We start from the raw sequence: 17935 nt of genomic DNA on the forward strand, positions 1-17935 counted from the left end.
GTGGACGGCACCTGCGCGCCCGACGCGGCTCCCGCCGCAGGGCGACCGTCCCGACGAGGGGAGTCGCCGAGCGTTCCCGACGAGGACCACCCGATCGGGTGGCGTCAGGCCCGGGCCGGCACCCCCAGCACGGACAGCGCCAGCTCGGCGGCAGCCGGGAACGTGTCGACGACGGCCCAGGCGCGCGGCTCGTCCGGTGCGGTGGCGTACTCCCCCTGCCGGACCCGGATCGCCCGCGCACCCGCGGTCGCCGCCACGGCGACGTCCTTGCCGGGCCGGTCGCCGATGACGAGCAGCCGCTCCGGCGGCAGGCCGAGCCGTGCGGCGACGGCGACCAGGCCGGCCGGGTGCGGCTTGCGGACGGCGCGCCCGCCGAGGGTGTCGGTGACGACGACGACCGGCAGCAGCGGCCCGAGGCCGGTCGCGGCCACCTTCGCCGCCTGGATGGCCGGGTTGCCGTCGGTCAGGCAGGCCAGCGGCGCGGCGGCGGCCAGCGCGCGCAGCGCGTCCTCGGCGCCCGGGTAGGGCGACAGCCGAGGCGGCGTGTGCCGGGTGAACGCCGCCACCAGCGGCGGCACGAGCCCGGCCAGCGACGACGCCGGGACGCCGACCGCGAGCAGCGCCCGGTCGATCGTGCCGCCGGTGTCGGAGCCGGCGGCCAGCTCCCGCCGGAGCGCGGCGTGCACGGCGGCGCCGTCCAGCCCCACGTGCCCGGCCGCCACCCCGACCGCCGCCGCGGCCGAGGCCAGGTAGTCGGCCTGCGGGTAGAGGGTGTCGTCGAGGTCGACCACCACACCCAGCGGCGCGGGCCGGCTCACCACGGCAGCCGGCCGTCGGTGAAGTCGGGCTCGTCGAGGGCCAGCAGCGCGTCGGTGCGCTCGTCGGCGAGGACGGCGGCCACCTGCGGCCCCGTCGTCCCGTCGCCGTACGGGCAGGGCACCGTCGCGGCCCGCTCCTGGCCCTCGGGGCTGGTGTGCCCGGCCGCGGCGGCCAGCACGGCGGCGGCCGCACGGTCGTCGGCCAGCCCGGCGAGCGTCGTCGTCCCGGCCTCCACGCCCTCCCAGCGCGGCGTCGAGCCGCGCAGCACCACCACGGGGACGCCGAGGTACGCGGCCTCCTCCTGGATGCCGCCGGAGTCGGTCACCGCCAGCCGCGCCGAGGCGAGCGCGGCCAGCAGGACGTCGTACTCGACCGGCCCGGTGAGGGTGACCGCCGGGTGCGCCAGCCGCTCGCCCAGCCCGGTCGACGACAGCCGCGCCGCGGTGCGGGGGTGCACCGGGAAGGTGACCGGGCCGACCTGCTCGGCCAGCGCCCGCACCACGCCGACGAGGCGGGCGAGGCGGACCGGGTCGTCGACGTTGGTCGGCCGGTGCGCGGTGACCAGCACGCCCGAGCGCTCGGCGACCGGCACCCGCCGCACGCCGCGGGCGACGAGGGTGTCGATGACGGGGTTGCCGACGACGAGCACCCGCTCGGCGGGGACCCCCTCGTCGGCGAGGAAGGCCGCCGCCCGCTTGGTCGGCGCGAAGTGCAGCTGGGCGGTGGCCGCGGCGACCCGCCGGTTGACCTCCTCGACGCTGCGCGGGTTGAGGCTGCGCAGCCCGGCCTCCAGGTGGGCGAACGGCACCCCCGCGGCGCGCGCGGCCAGCGCGTAGGCCGGCACGGTGTTGGTGTCGCCGAGCGCGAGCACCAGGTCGGGGGCGGACCGGCGCAGCGCCCGGTGCGCGTCGGCGTGCAGCGCGCCGGTCCGCTCGGCCGGGTCGGTCGGCAGCGCGAAGCGGTGCCCCGGGGTCAGCCCGAGCGCGGCCTGCAGCTGCGCACCCATCCTCGGGTCGGTGTGCTGGCCGGTGTCGACCACGCTCACGCGGTGCCCGGCGTCGGTCAGCGCGCGGACGACCGGTGCCAGCTTGACCACCTCGGGCCGGGTGCCGAACGGCACCAGCACGTGCCGCGAGCGCGTCATGCCGTCACCGCCACGGGCGCGCAGGGGTCGACGACGGGGCTGCCGTCCTCGCTGCTGTAGGTCTCCGCGAAGTAGCGGCTCATCACGACGCCCGGCCGGGCGGAGAGCTCCGGCACCGGCTTCCCGCGGACGCCGGCCAGGTACGCGCTGACGACGTCCGCCCCGGCGGCGAGGGTCAGGGGCAGCCCGCCGGAGAAGCGCGGGTTGATCTCCACGACGGTCGCGGTGCCGTCGTCGGCGACGAAACCCTGCACGTTGGCCGGCCCGGTCAGCCGCACCGCGGCCAGCGCTGCGGTGACGACCCGGGCGACCGCGTCGGAGGCGAAGGTGCGGCCCTTGACCGAGATCCCGGCCTTGGTCTCCTCGCGCCAGCGCGGCACGACCACCCGGACGGCGCCGTCGCGGTCGACCAGGGCGTCGGCGGTGAACTCGCGGCCGGTCAGCCGGGTCTGGGCGATCAGGCCGTCGTCCTCGCGCAGCACCGCGACCACGGCGACGCGCTCGTCGAGCAGCCGCACGCCGCGGCTGCCGCGGCCGGCCAGCGGCTTGACCACCCACGGGCCGGGGACACCGGCGACCTCGTCGGCGGACGCCGCGGTCGCCGGGTGCGGCACGCCGGCGGCGGCCATGGCCCGCGCGAAGGCCGCCTTGTCGCAGCACACGGCGACGGCGGCGGCGTCCGGCAGCCAGGTGGCGACGCCGGCCGCGGCCAGCCGTTCGGCGCCGGCGGCCAGGTGCGGCAGCTCCTCGGCGACCGTGCTGACCAGCGCGTCGACGCCGAACGTGGTGCAGACGCCGACCAGCGCGTCGACGAAGCGCGGGTGGTCCCCGCGCGGCAGCGTGACCGCCACGTCGGCGAGCGCGCCACCGGCCGCGGCGCTGTCGGCGTCGCCGGCGACGACCCGGTGGCCGAGGGCGACCAGCCGGCGGACGACGGCCACGCCGGCGGGGCCGCCGGCGCCGGTGACGAGCACGGCGGCGCCGGCGGACGGCGCCGGGACCGCGGGCGGGCGGGGCTGGGGCAGTGAGGGGCTCATCGGTCGTCCTGGGTCGTCGGGGTGGGGGTGCGGCGGCGCGGCTGCGTCGGCACGGGAGGGCGCAGGTCGGTGCGCACGGGCAGCCGGGGCAGCCGTTCGGTCGGCGGCTCGTCGTCCGGACCGACCCGGGGGCCGGGCACCCGCACGGGCGGCGGCAGGAGTGCGGGCCCACGGACGGGCGGCGGCAGGGGCGGCAGGGGCTCGGGGATGCGCACGAGCGGGGGCAGGGGCAGGGGCAGGGGCACCGGCACCGGCGGCAGCCGCACGGGCGCGGGCCCGGCCTCGGCCTCGGGCACGGGCACCGGCACCGGCACCGGCACCGGCACCGGCACCGGCGGCAGCCTCACGGGCGCGGGCCCGGCCTCGGGCACGGGCACGGGCACCGGCGCGGTCTCCCTCTCCGGAGCCGACGCGGACTCGCGCCCGGACTCCGGGACGGCGTCCCGCTCGGGGTGCTGGAGCAGCCAGCCGCGGGCCCACAGCCGCAGCGCCGCCACCCGGGAGTCGGTCACCGGCTCCCACTGGCGCGCGGCGATCGAGGTGGCGAGCGCGTCGAGGACGGTCGGGTCGTCGTCGTAGGTCGCCACCGCGACCAGGGAGGCGGGGTGCGCGCCCAGCCCGTCCGCGGCCAGCGCGCGGACCCGGGCGGCCCGCTCGTCGGGGGGCAGGTGGCCGATCCGGTAGTCGATGCGCCCGGCCTCCCGGCGCGCGCCCATCCACCGGGCGACCCGCGTCGGCAGCACGTACCGGTACATGAGACCGGTCAGGTTGAACCGCCGGGAGGCGGCGCGCAGGTCGTCGTCGGCGAGCCGGTAGCCCAGGCCCGGGCGCGCCCAGCTGTCGGGACGGCGGGCGGTGTGCCGCCCCGCGACGTCCTGCTCGGCGCGCTCGGCGGTCGGCAGCGTGATGCAGACCATGAGCAGGAAGCCGCCGAGGGTCGCGGCGAGGTTCCACACGGTGCCGACCCAGTCGTGGAACAGCACCAGGGCCGGCGTCCCCCACACCAGGCCGGCGAGGGTCGAGCCGAGCAGCCGCAGGTGGTTGAGCGCCAACAGGGCCGCGACGGCGACGACGAGCCCGGCGACGGCGTGCTGGCGCCGGCCGCGCAGGACGACGGCGGTCAGCGCGGTCAGGCCGAGCACCGACAGGATCGAGGAGCAGGACTCGGTGACCTCGGCCAGGATGATCTCGCCGTCGGGGCGGAACACCAGGACGTGCCGCTCCAGGGACGACGACACCGAGTCGACGCCGACCAGGTCCAGCACGCCGGCGACCCAGCGGGCCTCGTGCACCTGCAGGAAGCCGGCGCCGTAGCGGAAGCCGACGGCGCAGATGACCACCGCCAGAGCCAGGTCCAGCAGCACCGGGACCAGTCGCCGACCGCTGCCCTGGGGACGGCGTCCCTGCCGGTGCCGGCCCCGCGCGTCGACCGGCACGGCCGCGGCCGCCGTCACGACCCCACCCTGGCCGGCGCGACCACGGGCGGGTCCACCCGCACCGTCGAGGTCGCACCCGAGCGCGAGGTCTTCACCCAGGTGTAGGGGCGGCCGAGCATGCCGTCGACGTAGGCGCGCGTGGTGATCCAGATGGACAGCGCGAAGGCGGGCAGGAAGCCCAGCAGCCGCCACGCGGAGCGCCGTTCCACCCGCCCGATCAGCAGGCCGACGGAGAGCTCGGCCAGCGGCCCGACGAACAGCAGCATCGACAGCGGCAGCAGCGCCACGACCGGCAGGTCGCCGATGCCGAAGGCGCGCAGCACGGTCAGCACCAGGCCGAGCCCGCTGAGCAGGGGCACGTGGTAGACGAGCAGGAAGAGCGTCGTCTCGACCTTCTCGACCAGGCTCAGGTGCGGCGAGCGCATGAGCGGGCGCCAGTAGTCGCGGAAGCACTTCTGGTGGCCCCGGGCCCACCGGTACCGCTGCTTCCAGAACCGCTGCGCGCTGACCACCGCCTCCTCGAAGTCGACGGCGGAGAGGTCGTAGCGGACGCGCTGACCGGCCATGAGCACGCGCAGCGTGAGGTCGGTGTCCTCGGTGACGGTGTGCGGGTTCCACCCGCCGAGGCCGCGCAGCGTGGACATGCGGACCGCGCAGTTCGCGCCGCCGTACGCGGGCAGCTCGAACAGCGCCTGCCGGCCGTACTCGTTGACCAGGTAGCCGGAGAGGAAGTCGACGAAGACGGTGGAGGCCATCTGCGAGTCGCGGCCGTTGCGGATGACGCAGCGGCCCATCACCGCGCCGACGACCGGGTCGCGGAAGTGCCGGACCAGCCGACGCAGGGCCGTGGGGTCCGGCTCGTGGTCGGCGTCGAAGACGACGGCGATCTCGGCGTCGACCAGGTGCAGGGCGTCGTTGAGCGCGCCGGACTTGCCGCCGCCGGAGCCCGGCGGGCGGTGCAGCACGCGCAGCCGCGGCTCCCGGGCGGCCCAGGCGTCGAGCCGGGTGCCGGTGGTGTCGTCGGAGCCGTCGTCGACCACGACGAGGGTGAGCCGGTCGGCCGGGTAGTCCAGCGCGAGCAGCGCGGTGACCATCCCGTCGACGACCAGCTCCTCGTTCTTGCAGCCGACGAAGACCGCGACCGACGGCGTCCAGCTCGACAGCCCGACGTCGGCGGCGAGCATGTCCTGCTCGGCCCAGCGGGCGGCGGCGACGGCGAAGGCGAGGTGCCGGCAGAAGTAGACGCCGAAGACGACGTTGAGCACGCCGCCGACGACGCCGAGGGTCTCGTCGAGGCCGTGGAAGAGGGCGGCCAGGGTGAAGCCGCAGACGTAGGAGAGCAGCACCAGGGGCCGGCCCTCGGGCCGGCCGGCGTGCGGGTCCGCCGCGGGCGCGGTGGCCGCCGCGGGGACGTCGGCGTCCCGCAGGGGCGCGGTGCCGAGCGTGGTCGTGCCGCGGACCACCGCCCTCACCTCCCCGCCCGTGCGACCTGCGGCGGAGCGCGGACTCCACCGCTCAGCTCATCGGCACGGGGGCCGCGCTCCTGAAGCCGAGCGGCCCCGCCGCGTCAGGCGGAGGGGTCGAGGGCCCGCAGCTCGCGGACGTAGACGGCGGTGCCGTGGCCGAAGCCCGACACCAGGGGCTGCAGCCGGGGGACGACGGCCTCGCGCAGCCCGTCGGTGCCCCCGCGGACGGCGGTGACCAGGCCCCGCCGCGTCACCGGGACCCGCAGCGCGTCCCCGGCGACCGAGAGCGCCAGCACCGCGGCGACCAGCGCGAGCAGCGGCACCGTGGCCAGCGCCGCGGGCAGCCCGGCGTGCTCGGCCAGCAGGCCGATCAGCGGCGGCCCGCCGAGCAGCCCGGTGTAGCCGACGGTGGTCGCCAGGGCGATGCCGCGCGCACCGCCGAGGACGCCGGCGCGCGAGATCGCCAGCGGGAAGACGTTGGCCAGTCCGAGCCCGACCAGCAGGAACCCGGCCAGGGCGGTCGGCAGCGAGGTCGCCGTCACCGCGGCCGCACCCCCGGCGGCAGCCAGCACGGCACCGCCGGCCAGCAGCCGCCGCTCCCCCAGCGCCGCCACCAGCCGGCCCCCGGCGAGGCGGCCGCAGGCCATGGCGAGGGAGAACCCGGCGTACCCGGCGGCGGCGAGCGCCGTCGTCGCGCCGAGCTCCTCGCGCAGGTGCAGCGCGCCCCAGTCGGAGAGCGCGCCCTCGCCGAAGGCGGTGCAGCCGGCGACGGCCCCGAGGACGACGAGCACCGCGGTGGGCCGCGACCGGCCCTCCTCCGCTGCGGGTCCGGGTACTGCGGACCGCGGGCCGTCCGCACCGACGAGTGCCCGCCCGGCCCAGGCGGTCACCAGCAGGCCGAGGGCGCCGACGAGCACGAGGTGGGCGGCGACGCCGGCGACCGTCGCGAGCAGCCCGCCGAGCAGCGCGCCGGCCAGACCGCCGAAGCTGAAGCCGGCGTGCAGGCCGGAGAGCAGCGGCCGGCCGAGCCGGCGCTCGACGCTGACACCGACGGCGTTGGCCGACACGTTGACGGCGCCCGTGGCGGCGCCGAAGACGAGCAGCGCCGCGCACAGCCCGGGCATCGACGTCGCCAGGCCGGGCAGCACCACGGACACGCAGAGCAGCAACGCCCCGGCGGTGGCCACGACGCCGGCGCCGAGCCGGGCGCAGAGCGCGCCGGTGACCTGCATCGCCGCCAGTGCGCCGATGGACAGACAGAGCAGCGCGACGCCGAGGGCGCTGTGGCCGACGCCCACGGTGGCGGCGACGTCGGGCACCCGGGCGGCCCAGCTGCCGAAGACGGCGCCGTCGAGTGCGAAGACGGCGGCGACGGCGGCCTGCAGCCGGGACGCCGGGAGAGCGACCGGTGCCGGCACCGGGGTGCGGGCACGCGAGAGCAACGGGGAGACGGGCACGGGGACCTCGCAGGAGGGAGACGCGGGCCACCGCCGGGGTGGCCGCTCGAGGGGCGGGGAGAGCACACGACCTCGGGCACCCACGTCCACGGTTGCAGCTCGCGCCGCGTCCCGCCGTCCGCTCGTCTGTGCAGGTGGCCACAGCACCGGCTCAAACGTCACGGTGGTCACGTCCCGCCCCTCCTGAACGAGGCCTGCGGCACGTTCGTCTCGACAAGACGGGTCGTACGGCCGATGGCCGTGCACGACGGATCGGGCGGCGGGGACGGAGACCACGACGTGGACCAGGCTGCGCCGGCGGGTGGGGGTCGTCCTCGGCGTCACCCTGCTGCTGACCGGCGGCGGTGTCGCCGTCGCGTCCTGGACCGCCACCGGGACCGGTCAGGGCTCCACTCGGGCCGCGAACGTCACCGGGCTCGTCGTGGGCGCCGGCAGCCCCGTCGGTGCGCTGTACCCGCTGCCCGCGGACACGACGCCGGCGACGGGCTACGGCTCGGGCACCGTCGGGTCGGTCGCCACCACGGTCACCGACCCCAACCCGTTCCCGGTGACGATCACCACGGCCACCGTCGGCTCGGTGACGACGAACCCGCTGGCCGGCCGCACCTGCGCCGCCGGCAACGTGCTGCCCACCACGAGCGCGCCGATCCCGCTCGACCCACCCGTGACCCTGGCGGCGAACTCCGCGCCCACCCCGGTGACCGTCCCGGGGGGCGCTCCACATGATCGCGACGGCCGAGGACGGCTGTCAGGGCGCGAGCTCCAGCGTCCCCGTCACGGTCACCGGCGCCTCCGCCTGACCGCCGCCTGACCTCCGAGCGGCCCGTCGTGCGCGACCGCCTGCTCGCTGTCCCCCTGCTGCCCGCGCTCGCGGCCGGCCCGCTCGGTCCGCCACCGGAGGCGTCCGCGGCCTGGGCCGTCGCCGGCGAGGCGGTGCTCCCCGGACAGGCCGCCCGCATGCCGGCCGGGAGCACCACGGCGCCGTCGGTGACCGCTGCGGGCGTCCACCCGGCGGTGCGCACCTTCACGGTCACCTGGCCCACGGTGCGCCCGTTCGGGGGCCGGCCGGCGACCGGGTACGTGCTGGAGCGGACCGCCACCCTCAGCAACGCGCCCATGGACACCGGCAGCTGCACGGGCGCGGTGTCCGACGGCGTCTACGTCCCGGCCGACCCCGGCGCGGCCACCCAGACCTGCACCGACAGCACGACGCTGAACCTGGGCAGCGTGCGGTACACCGTCGCCCCGGTCCGGGGCCGCTGGGTCGGCACCCCCTCGACGGCCTCGACCGCGGTGCTCTGACCGGGGCGGCCGCCTGCTGACGCCCCGGTCCCGCCCGGCGCGCGCCCTCCACGCGGAGGGCCGGGGAGGTCAGCCGGTCCGGGCCTCGACCACGGCCATCATCCCCGCGTCCTCGTGGTCGTTGATGTGGCAGTGGAAGACGGTGCGGCCGTCGAAGTCCTCGAAGGGGATGCGCACCGTCGTCTCACCGCCCGCCGACACCCGGACGACGTCCTGGTAGACGACGTCCTCGACCGGGCGACCGTCGACGGCGACGACCTGCATCGGCCACACGTGCAGGTGCATCGGGTGGTCCATGCCGGTGTGGTTGACGTAGGTCCACTCCTCGACCGTCCCCAGCCGGGTGACGTGGTCGGTGCGGGCGTGGTCGAAGGGCCGGCCGTCGATGGTCATGACCATCCCGCCCGTGCCGTGCCCGTCGCCGTGGTCCTCGTGACCCCCGCCGTGGTCCTCGTGACCTCCACCGGACCGGTCGAAGCCGAGGACCATGGTGCGGCGGGCGGCGGGCTCGACCCCGCGCAGGTCCGGCAGCTGCGGGTACGCCGGCACCGGCGGCAGGGCGGGGACGGGGCTGCCGCTCACCTGCAGCGTCGCGAGCGCCCCCGGGGCCCCGGAGGGGCCGTCGCCGCCCCGCGTGCGCGGGTTGTCCAGCCCCTGCAGCTCGCCGGTCCGCTCCCCCACGGTCACCAGGACGTCGACCCGGCCGCTGTTGAGGACCTCGACCTCGTCGACCCGGCGGGGCTCGGCGAGCCGGCCGATGTCGGTGGCCAGCAGGTCCACCTGGTGCCCGTCGAGCCGCAGCTTGAGGAACCGGGACGTGCAGGTGTTGATGATCCGCCACCGCTCCCGCTCCCCCGGGCGGGCCTCGAGCGTGGGCGTCAGCTGCCCGTTCACCAGCACCAGCCGGCCCTCGCGGCCCTTCATCCGCTCCCACCCGGCGACGTGCACCGGGTGGCCGGCGTCGTCCAGGGTGGTGTCCGAGACGACCAGGACGCGGTCCCGGGTGACCGGGACCTGCGGGCCGGCGTCCTCCACCACGATGCCGCCGTAGAGACCGCTCCAGATCTGGTCGGCCACCAGGTGGTGCTCGTGCGGGTGGTACCAGAACGGCCCGGGCGGGTGGTCGTCGGGCAGCTGGATGTCGTACTGGAAGGACTCCCCCGGGTGCACGTGCACGTCGAGGGTGTTGTCCGCGTTGCCCTTCGGCGAGACGTGCAGCCCGTGCGTGTGCAGGTTCGTCGGGACGGACAGCCGGTTGACCAGTTCGACCTGCAGCCGGTCCCCGGGACGCAGCCGCAGCGTGGGCCCGGGCACGGTGCCGTTGTAGGTGAGCATGTGCGCCGGCCGGCCGCCGAGGGTCACGGTGGCCTCGGCGACCTCGAGCCGGACCCGCAGCAGGCCGTTCGCGCTGTGCAGCGTCTCGGGCTCGGAGAGCGACTCGGCGGCGGCGAGGGCCAGCCCGGCGGACGGCCCCCAGCCGGAAGCACCGATCGCGAGGCCGAGCAGGCCCAGCCCGCCCAGCTGCAGCGCCCGGCGGCGGCTGAGGTCGGGGACGAGGCGCCGGCCGGCGACGTCCGGGGGCGGGACCGGGGTCGGATCCGGACCGGTTCGAGGGGAGTCGGGAGCTGTCATGACCGCGTCCTTCCTGCTCTCGGCAGAGAGCCGCACCGGTACGGGACCGGTGTCGATGCGCCCGTGGGGCGGGAGGGGCACGCGGAACGGCGCGGGGGTCATCGCCCATGGGAGTGGGCGGACGGCCCGCTGTGTGCTCAGCGGGGGGTCGGCGGCCCGGGCTCGCGAGTGCCGGGTCGGGCGCCGTCCGCGGAACGTGCGGCGGCAGCCTAACCACGGTGCGCGCGCGCCCACCACGCAACGTCCCCTTGCGGCAACGCTGCGTTGCCTACTCCCCCGGGCGTTCGACCTGGCCGTTCACAGGCCACCCGCCCCACGACGAGTCGGGCGCGGGCGCTCCGGCGTCAGGCCGCCGACGCCGACTGCTGGTCGGCGGCGACCAGGTGGCACCCGCTGGTCCCGACGGGCGTGACGGGGAAGCCCATCGCGGTCAGGACGTCGGCGATCGCGGCGTTCATGGTGCGCTCCACGACCGCCTCCACCGCTTCGCCCCGGACGCGCTCCAGGCTCATCCGGTCGTGCTGGCGCCAGGTGACGAGGATGCCGCGGCGGGCCGGGTCCGGGGTCAGGCACACGCCGCCGGCCGGGCTCTCGCCGGCGGCGTCGTGCAGGGTGAGCCCCGCCTCGACCAGCGCCGCGCTCACCTCGACCAGGAGGGTGGTCAGCGCGTCGGCGTCCGACAGCAGCTCGTCCCAGTCGTCGGCCAGCCGGTCCAGCTGGCTGCCGAGCTCGGCCAGCCACGCCCGCTCCAGGGGCGACTGGCGCCGGACCAGCGCGCCGTCGGCCCGGCGTGCGCCGTGGACCACCTGCGTCCAGGCCGGGAACCCGCCGGAGACCGCGGCCCAGTCCGCCTCCATCCGGTCGGCGAACGGTCCGGCCACGACCACCCCGCCGGGCTGGTCGCCGGACTCGTCGACCAGCCACCACGCCGACGTGCCGCGGCCGGCCGGGTGCGCCGTCGTGTCGGCGTCGGGACGGGTCGGCGGGGCCGCGGGAGCGGCGTCCGCCTGCTGCTGGGCCCGGCGCGCGCGCTCGGCCTCGTAGCGCGCCGTCGAGCTGCGGCCCAGCGCGACGACCAGGGCCAGCAGCGCGACGAGGGCCACCAGGGCCTCACCCAGCTCCAGCATCACCACTCCACACCTCCGCAGTGCGGTCCGGCCGTCGTGCGGACGGTGGACCGGGTGGTCGTCGAGGTCGACCGGGGACCGCGCTCACCAGGCACGCCAGGCCCCCTGTGGACCGGCGCCCCAGAGGGCCGCCCGCCGGGTCCAGTCCCGCAGCCGCTCGCGGGGCGTGGCGCGGTGTCGGTCGGCCGGACGACGCGCCGGCTCCTCGGCGGGCTCCAGCGCGAAGAGGTCCAGCAACAGGGCCAGCCCGTCGTCGGCCGGGGTGTCCTCGGCCTGGGTCGACGGGCGGGGAAGGGTCGTGCTCGGCGTGCTCACGCAGGCTCCTCGGGCGGTCCCGCCGCGGCCGGGGAAGGGCCGCGCGCAGCCGGAAAACTAGGGCCCACCCGGCCGCCGACCGCCTCCTCGGACACCCTGCCGACGGCGCCGTCACCGCATCGTTGTGGAGGTCTCGTCGAGGGGTCGGTGACCCGTTCCTGCGGACGCCGTCTTGTCGACAAACGCCCTGCTCCCGAGCGTGGGAGCGCTCTCGACGGCGCTCGGTCACGCCTGCGCGCCGGTGCGACACCGCGTGTCGCAGCAAGACATCGAGTGGGCCCCGTGGGGATCGACCCCACAACCCGCGGATCAAGAGTCCTGGTCCTGGGATGTCGGGGGGTGATGCCCAGTGCCATCCACCCTGGTCCGAGCTGCGATGGAGGATGACCGCTGTCGTCGCCTGACCCCGGGTGGCGCGCAGTCCGCGATGACATCGCGACCACACGGCCCCACGTGATCACTCACGATGTGCATCGACGCCCGGCATGTCCCCGGCGGGGAAGGCCTGAGTCACCACAGCCGTTCGCTGTCGCGTCTGGCCTGCTTCCCGTCGAAGACGTCGGGCCGGAGGTCGGCGGGGCTCCTGCTGCGGACCGGCGCGCAGGTCCTGGCGGATGGACCCGGCCGGGACGGGCACCACTTCTGTGTCACTGACACGAGAAGGAGCCCGTCATGGCCGACTTCGGCATGAGCGTGCACGTCGACGTCCCGCTTGACGAGGCCCTGGAGCGCACTCGCGCAGCACTGACCGAGGAGGGCTTCGGCATCCTCACCGAGATCGACGTGGCCGCGACCCTCAAGGCCAAGCTGGACGTGGAGGTCCCGCCGCAGATCATCCTCGGCGCCTGCAACGCCCCGCTGGCCCGGCAGGGTCTGGCGATCGAGCCCGATCTGGGGTTGCTGCTGCCGTGCAACGTCGTGGTCCGTGCCGGCGAGGACGGACGGGTGCTGGTGTCGGCGCTCAACCCGGAGCTGATGGTCACCGTGCCCGGCCGACCTGAACTGGAGCCGATCGCCGCCGACGCCAAGATCCGCCTGCAGAACGCGCTCGCCGCAGTCGTCGGCCGCACCGCCTGAGCCGGTGACCCGGCGAGCGTCGCCGGCGCCAGGCGTGGGGATGGCTACGCCGCTGGCAGGGTGACCGGGAAGGCGCCTTGTTGTCGACGTACGCCGCCCTGTCGACGACCTCACCCCCGAGTTCGGCGATCCGGGCCCGCAGAGCCACCTCGGCCTCCGCCTTCGATCCGCGCGTCGCCACGCGGCGATCGTCCGCAGCGCGGCCGGCTACGCAGGGTCCCACGCGGCTGTGCCGACCATCACCGGCCACGGGGTTGCAGATACCCCCGGGGGTATCCATGATGGACACGTGGACATCCCCCAGAGCGAACTCGCCGACGTCATCAAGCGCCTCCGCCGCATCGAGGGGCAGATCGGCGGCATCGTGAAGATGATCGAGGACGGCCGGGACTGCTCGGCCGTGGTCACCCAGCTGGCGGCAGCGTCGAAGGCGCTGAGCAAGGCCGGGTTCGCGGTCATCTCCACCGGGATGCGCTACTGCTCGACCTCCGAGGACGGCGAGACCCGTGAGGTCGACCTGCGGGAACTCGAGCGCCTCTTCCTGACCCTCGCCTGACCATCGACGGCGAAGCGGCCATGCACCCGCAGATCCTCCAGCCCACTCCGCCCAGGCCGCCGACCGCCCCGAGCCCGTCCTGCTCGACGTCCGCGAGGTCGCCGAGGGCCGCATCGCGGGCAGCACCCACATCCCGTTGGGCCAACTGGCCGCTCGCGCCTTCGAGCTCGACCGCGGTCGCCCGGTCATCACCGTCTGCCGCAGCGGCGGTCGCAGCTCGCAGGCCGCGCAGTCCCTCGCCGCCCAGGGCTACGACGTCGCCGACCTCGCCGGCGCATGACCGCCCGGGCGGCCGACGGCCGGCCGGTCACCACCCGCTGACCCGTCTCTCATTTCACCCGCTGGTACCCCTGCCCCGTACCGTACTGAGGAGCGCTTCGTGCAGATCGACATCATCGAGACCACCGGCCTCGGCGACCGCAGCTACCTGATCAGCGCCGGCGGCGTCGGCGTGGTCATCGACCCGCAGCGCGACATCGACCGGGTACTGGCGCTGGCCGAGAAGCGGGACGTCCGCATCGCGCTGGTGGCCGAGAGCCACCTCCACAACGACTACCTGACGGGCGGGCTGGAGCTGGCCCGCACCGTCGGCGCGGACTACGCCGTCCCCGCCGGGGACACCGTTGCCTACGACCGGCTGCCGGCAGCCGACGGCGACGTGCTCGCCGCCGGCCCGATGCGGCTGCGGGTGCTGCACACGCCCGGGCACACCCACCACCACGTCAGCTACGTGCTCACCGACGCCGACGGCACGGTGCAGGCGGTGTTCACCGGCGGCTCCATGCTGTACGGCGCGACCGGCCGCACCGACCTGGTCGGCCCTGAGCACACCTCCGAGCTCACCCACGCCCAGTACCACTCGGTGCGGCGACTGGTCGACGAGCTGCCCGCCGGCACCCCGGTGTTTCCCAGTCACGGGTTCGGCTCGTTCTGCGCGGCCACGCCGACCAGCGGCGAGTCCTCCACCGTCGGCGAGCAGGCGCGGGTGAACCCGGCGCTGACCCAGGACGAGCAGACGTTCGTCGACCAGCTGGTCGCCGGGCTCACTGCGATCCCGGCCTGGTACAGCCACATGGGCCCGGGCAACGCCGCCGGCCCGGCGCCGGTGGACCTGTCGATGCCACGGCCGGTCGACCCCGCCGAGCTGGCCGACCGGCTGGCCGCCGGCGCGTGGGTGATCGACCTGCGCAGCCGCACCGCGTTCGCCGCCGGTCACCTGCCCGGCGCGCTGAACTTCGAACTGGCCATCGCCAACTTCGTCACCTACGTCGGCTGGCTCATGCCGTGGGGTGCGCCGCTGACCCTGGTCGGGGAGACCGAGCAGCAGGTCGCCGACGCCCGTCGCGAGCTGGTCCGCATCGGCATCGACCGGCTCGCCGGCGCCGCGATCGGCAGCCCCGAGGCCCTGGCCGCCGGCCGGGAGCTGGCCGCCCACCCGGTCAGCGACTTCACCGGCCTCGCCGCTGCGCTGGCCGCCGACCCCGACCTGGTGGTCCTCGACGCCCGCCGCGACGACGAGCGCGCCGGCGGCGGGGTGCGCGGCTCGCTGCACATCCCGATCCACGACCTCCCCGGCCGTCTCGACGAGGTCCCCGCCGGTGACGTGTGGGTGTACTGCGGCTCGGGCTATCGCGCCTCCATCGCCGCCTCGATGCTCGCCCGCGCCGGCCGTCGCCCGGTGCTGGTCAACGGCGCCTACGGCGACCCCGACACCGGCGCGGCCGCCGCCGGCTTGCACGCCCAGCCCGCCACCGTCTGACGGCGCATCCCAGACCCGGCGGCCACCGGGAGACCTCGTCCCCGGTGGCCGCCCGGCCCCGCCTGCCTACACCCCTCAGCCACCGATCCAGAGGACACAGCACCCGTGAACCCCCGCACCACCGACCTGATCACCCCGGCCGAGCTGACGGCCCGGTCCGCCCACGCCACGGCCCCCACCGTGGTCGACGTGCGCACCCCGGCCGAGTTCGAGACCGCGCACATCCCGGGCTCGATCAACATCCCCCTGCCGCTGGTGCAGGCCCACGCCGACCAGCTGGTCGGCGACCTGGACCGGCCGGTCGTGCTCGTCTGCCAGGCCGGCACCCGGGCCCGCACCGCACACGCGGCGCTGACCGCGGCCGGCGCGCAGCAGCTGGCCGTCCTCGACGGCGGCGTCGCCGCGCACACCGCGGCCGGGCAGCCGGTGCGTCGCGGCCCGGCCCGCTGGGCGCTGGAGCGCCAGGTGCGCCTGGTGGCCGGTGGCCTGGTCGCGGCCAGCATCCTGGCCAGCCTCCGCTTCCCCAAGGCCCGCTTCCTCGCCGGCGGCATCGGCGTCGGGCTGGCCACCGCAGCGATCACCGACACGTGCGCGATGGGTGCGGCGCTGTCCCGGCTGCCCTACAACCGCGGCGGCCGTGCGGTGACCCTGCCCGACGCGGTGCAGATGCTCCGAGCGTCCGGCAGCGCCGCGTCATGACCGTCGCGATCGTCCTCGGCCTGGTCATCGGGGCGCTGGTCGGCCTGCTCGGCGGCGGCGGGTCGATCCTCGCCGTCCCGGCGCTGGTCTACACCGCCGGGCAAGACCTGCCGCAGGCGGTCGCGACGTCGCTGCTCGTCGTCGGCATCACCGCGCTGGTGGCGCTGCTCCCGCGGCTGGGCAAGGGCCAGATCGCCTGGCGGATCGCGCTGCTGTTCGGCGCGGCCGGCATCGCCACCGCGTTCGCCGGCGCCGCGGTCAACCGGCTCGTGCCACCCGAGGTCGTCCTCGGATTGTTCGCCGCCCTGATGATCGGCGCCGGCGTCCGGATGCTGTCGGAGGAGTCCGCCACCGGCGCCGCGTGTGCCACCGACGGCGGCCGGGTCAACTGGCGCCGCTGCCTGCCCCGCACCCTCGCCGGCGGGCTCGTCGTCGGGTTCCTCACCGGCCTGCTCGGCGTCGGCGGCGGCTTCCTGATCATCCCGGTGCTGGTCGTCGTCCTGGGCCTGTCGATGGAAGTCGCGATCGGCACCTCGCTGCTGATCGTCGCGGTCAACAGCGCCGCCGGGTTCGCGGCGCACGCCAGCGACACCCCCCTGGACGTGCCGGTCACCGTCGCGTTCACCGTGGCCGCCATCGGCACCGCACTGGCCGCCGGCCGCCTCGCCACCCGGCTGGACACCGCCCGACTGCGCCGCTGGTTCGCCTACCTGGTGTTCGTCGTCGCTGCCGGAATCCTCGTTCAGACCAGCGCCGGCCTGCTCGGGTGACCGCTTGCGCCGCCGTCACCGCGGTGCGCCGACGAGGAGCGGGGGCTTTGGGCCAGCTCGCATCCGCCCCAGAACAACGGCGCGGGCCAGCCAGCGGTGCAGCATCGACGAGGCACTGAGCGCAGGCCGGCATCGAGCCGCAGGACCGTGCGACCACAGTGCGATCACAGTGGCCATCCCCGCAGGTCAGAGGGTGCGCCTGGGGATACCTCATCCGCCGATGGCGTTCTCCGCACGGCCAAGCGCAGATGAGCTCGGATGGTCCGCCCCGATTGGGGCGTAGGTCAGCATCGGGCGACGGTGCCGCCCGAGCGAGTGCGGGTCGACGCCTGTCCGCCGCTGACCGGTCGGGAGGGCCTCTCGCGGGGCCGTTGCGACGCGGGAGGTGCCATGCGAAGCACTCCGCCCGTCTTGAGCTACGAGACCGCTGCGATCCCGTACGGTCCTGCGCGCCAGTCACCGGCACATCGAAGCGGGGAAACACCATGGGACAGCCTTGGCCAACGAGTGCACCGTCGGCCGCAGAGTCGGCTGACGCCACGGGCGTAACGCTCGAACAGCGATCCCAGTCACAGCGTCCGCGCCGCCCGCTGCTGATCGCCGGAGTGGCCGGCGCAGTCCTCGTCGTCGGGGCCGCCGGGTTCGCACTGGGCCGCAGCACCGCCAGCGGAAACGAGTCCCCGATCGAGGCCGCGGAGGCCGCCGGGGCGTCACAGGTTCGCCTCGAGGCCGCCTACGACAGCTGCGACCGACGCGACTCGGGCGGGACCCTCACCCTGGCCGATGGCGGCGCATCGATCGTGGTCGACACGGGCAGCGAGTACGGCAGCACCGCCGCCATGGACTGCGTACTCGCGGAACTCGGCACGAAGCAGTCGATCATCGCGCAGATGGGGCGCACCACGGCCATGATGGGCGTCCAGGATGCCGAGGACGACGGTCTGGCCTACAGCTGGTCGTATCACCCAGACAACGGCGTCAACATGGTCATCGAGTACGCCGAGGGGTGACGTCCCTGGAAGTGGTGTAGCTGGTCGGAGGTCCTGAGCTCGTCGGCGAGGTGCTGGCGTGCGAGAGGCCACCGCGTGGATCTTCTGCGTGAACCCGCCAAGGAACACTCAGGAGAAAGGCCACGCGATGGCCCTGAACCAGTCTGCCCTGCTCGAGCTCCTCGAGGCACTCAAAGCTGCCGAGGTTGACGACCGCATCCGCACCGCCACCGAGACGCTCTACCAGGCGCTGATCGAGGCCGAGCTCACCGCGGTCATCGGCGCCGCACCCGGTGAGCGCACCGAGAGCCGCACCGCCCAGCGCAATGGTTCGCGCCCCCGCACGCTCA

Annotated in this window: 19 protein-coding genes; 10 read left to right on the forward strand and 9 right to left on the reverse strand. The window is 75.8% G+C overall.

Annotated elements, in window-relative coordinates; genetic code table 11:
- Window positions 1–104: 104 nt before the first annotated feature.
- The 6 genes from BLS21_RS23945 to BLS21_RS23970 all read right to left on the reverse strand — a co-directional run bounded on the left by BLS21_RS23945 (window position 105) and on the right by BLS21_RS23970 (window position 7359).
- Window positions 105–818 (reverse strand): HAD family hydrolase, encoded by a 714-nt coding sequence (locus tag BLS21_RS23945; RefSeq protein WP_091224387.1) that lies wholly within the window; start codon window positions 816–818, stop codon window positions 105–107.
- The gene (gene wecB, locus BLS21_RS23950) at window positions 815–1963 is read right to left on the reverse strand and encodes a non-hydrolyzing UDP-N-acetylglucosamine 2-epimerase (RefSeq protein ID WP_091224362.1); all 1149 of its coding nucleotides are present in this window, start codon (window positions 1961–1963) and stop codon (window positions 815–817) included. The genes BLS21_RS23945 and wecB overlap by 4 nt, the downstream gene beginning before the upstream one ends.
- Window positions 1960–3000 carry an ATP-grasp domain-containing protein gene (locus tag BLS21_RS23955; RefSeq protein ID WP_091224364.1) on the reverse strand — a complete coding sequence of 347 codons (1041 nt, stop codon included), beginning with the start codon at window positions 2998–3000 and terminating at the stop codon, window positions 1960–1962. The genes wecB and BLS21_RS23955 overlap by 4 nt, the downstream gene beginning before the upstream one ends.
- On the reverse strand, window positions 2997–4454 hold the full coding sequence (locus BLS21_RS23960) for an archaeosortase/exosortase family protein (protein ID WP_175479735.1): 1458 nt from the start codon (window positions 4452–4454) through the stop codon (window positions 2997–2999). The genes BLS21_RS23955 and BLS21_RS23960 overlap by 4 nt, the downstream gene beginning before the upstream one ends.
- Window positions 4451–5899 (reverse strand): glycosyltransferase family 2 protein, encoded by a 1449-nt coding sequence (locus BLS21_RS23965; RefSeq protein ID WP_091224367.1) that lies wholly within the window; start codon window positions 5897–5899, stop codon window positions 4451–4453. Before BLS21_RS23965 ends, BLS21_RS23960 begins: the two co-directional genes overlap by 4 nt.
- Window positions 5900–6003: 104 nt before the next feature.
- Window positions 6004–7359 (reverse strand): MFS transporter, encoded by a 1356-nt coding sequence (locus tag BLS21_RS23970; RefSeq protein WP_245700731.1) that lies wholly within the window; start codon window positions 7357–7359, stop codon window positions 6004–6006.
- Window positions 7360–7660: 301 nt separating this feature from the next.
- On the opposite strand from BLS21_RS23970, the gene BLS21_RS23975 reads away from it, so the two are divergent.
- A complete protein-coding gene (locus BLS21_RS23975; RefSeq protein ID WP_091224368.1) occupies window positions 7661–8170 on the forward strand; it encodes a hypothetical protein in 510 nt (169 codons plus the stop codon).
- A gap of 17 nt (window positions 8171–8187) precedes the next feature.
- Window positions 8188–8661: a hypothetical protein gene (locus tag BLS21_RS23980; RefSeq protein ID WP_091224371.1), complete on the forward strand. Its 474-nt coding sequence runs from the start codon at window positions 8188–8190 to the stop codon at window positions 8659–8661.
- Between the two features lie 69 nt (window positions 8662–8730).
- On the opposite strand, the gene BLS21_RS23985 is transcribed toward BLS21_RS23980, so the two are convergent.
- The 3 genes from BLS21_RS23985 to BLS21_RS23995 form a co-directional block, all read right to left on the reverse strand.
- Window positions 8731–10293, reverse strand: coding sequence for a multicopper oxidase family protein (locus BLS21_RS23985; RefSeq protein WP_091224373.1), 1563 nt, complete (start codon window positions 10291–10293; stop codon window positions 8731–8733).
- 344 nt (window positions 10294–10637) lie between these two features.
- On the reverse strand, window positions 10638–11420 hold the full coding sequence (locus BLS21_RS23990; protein WP_091224391.1) for a hypothetical protein: 783 nt from the start codon (window positions 11418–11420) through the stop codon (window positions 10638–10640).
- Between the two features lie 84 nt (window positions 11421–11504).
- Complete coding sequence (locus tag BLS21_RS23995) at window positions 11505–11735, reverse strand: hypothetical protein (protein ID WP_091224375.1); 231 nt, start codon at window positions 11733–11735, stop codon at window positions 11505–11507.
- Window positions 11736–12407: 672 nt separating this feature from the next.
- Between BLS21_RS23995 and BLS21_RS24000 the strand changes: the two genes are divergently transcribed.
- The 8 genes from BLS21_RS24000 to BLS21_RS24035 all read left to right on the forward strand — a co-directional run.
- Window positions 12408–12812, forward strand: a complete 405-nt coding sequence (locus BLS21_RS24000; RefSeq protein WP_091224377.1) for a DUF302 domain-containing protein — start codon at window positions 12408–12410, stop codon at window positions 12810–12812.
- A 289-nt stretch (window positions 12813–13101) separates the two neighbouring features.
- Window positions 13102–13368: a metal-sensitive transcriptional regulator gene (locus BLS21_RS24005; protein ID WP_091224379.1), complete on the forward strand. Its 267-nt coding sequence runs from the start codon at window positions 13102–13104 to the stop codon at window positions 13366–13368.
- 112 nt (window positions 13369–13480) lie between these two features.
- Window positions 13481–13648, forward strand: coding sequence for a rhodanese-like domain-containing protein (locus BLS21_RS24010; RefSeq protein WP_245700733.1), 168 nt, complete (start codon window positions 13481–13483; stop codon window positions 13646–13648).
- A 99-nt stretch (window positions 13649–13747) separates the two neighbouring features.
- On the forward strand, window positions 13748–15127 hold the full coding sequence (locus tag BLS21_RS24015) for an MBL fold metallo-hydrolase (RefSeq protein ID WP_091224382.1): 1380 nt from the start codon (window positions 13748–13750) through the stop codon (window positions 15125–15127).
- A gap of 105 nt (window positions 15128–15232) precedes the next feature.
- Entirely contained in the window at window positions 15233–15826 is a 594-nt protein-coding gene (locus BLS21_RS24020; RefSeq protein ID WP_139177282.1) for a rhodanese-like domain-containing protein, read from the forward strand.
- Complete coding sequence (locus BLS21_RS24025) at window positions 15823–16596, forward strand: sulfite exporter TauE/SafE family protein (RefSeq protein ID WP_091224385.1); 774 nt, start codon at window positions 15823–15825, stop codon at window positions 16594–16596. The genes BLS21_RS24020 and BLS21_RS24025 overlap by 4 nt, the downstream gene beginning before the upstream one ends.
- Window positions 16597–17201: 605 nt before the next feature.
- A complete protein-coding gene (locus tag BLS21_RS25450) occupies window positions 17202–17606 on the forward strand; it encodes a hypothetical protein (RefSeq protein WP_091224386.1) in 405 nt (134 codons plus the stop codon).
- A 127-nt stretch (window positions 17607–17733) separates the two neighbouring features.
- Window positions 17734–17935: transposase (locus BLS21_RS24035; protein WP_175479436.1), on the forward strand; the 202-nt coding region annotated here is incomplete at its 3' end.

The organism is Geodermatophilus siccatus, from assembly GCF_900103785.1.
Taxonomy (GTDB): Bacteria; Actinomycetota; Actinomycetes; order Mycobacteriales; family Geodermatophilaceae; genus Geodermatophilus; species Geodermatophilus siccatus.

Coding starts and splice junctions, on each gene's coding strand:
- wecB (WP_091224362.1), bottom strand. CDS start 1,963: ATGACGCGCTCGCGGCACGTGCTGGTGCCGTTCGGCACCCGGCCCGAG.
- BLS21_RS23955 (WP_091224364.1), bottom strand. CDS start 3,000: ATGAGCCCCTCACTGCCCCAGCCCCGCCCGCCCGCGGTCCCGGCGCCG.
- BLS21_RS23985 (WP_091224373.1), bottom strand. CDS start 10,293: ATGACAGCTCCCGACTCCCCTCGAACCGGTCCGGATCCGACCCCGGTC.
- BLS21_RS23990 (WP_091224391.1), bottom strand. CDS start 11,420: ATGCTGGAGCTGGGTGAGGCCCTGGTGGCCCTCGTCGCGCTGCTGGCC.
- BLS21_RS24000 (WP_091224377.1), top strand. CDS start 12,408: ATGGCCGACTTCGGCATGAGCGTGCACGTCGACGTCCCGCTTGACGAG.
- BLS21_RS24025 (WP_091224385.1), top strand. CDS start 15,823: ATGACCGTCGCGATCGTCCTCGGCCTGGTCATCGGGGCGCTGGTCGGC.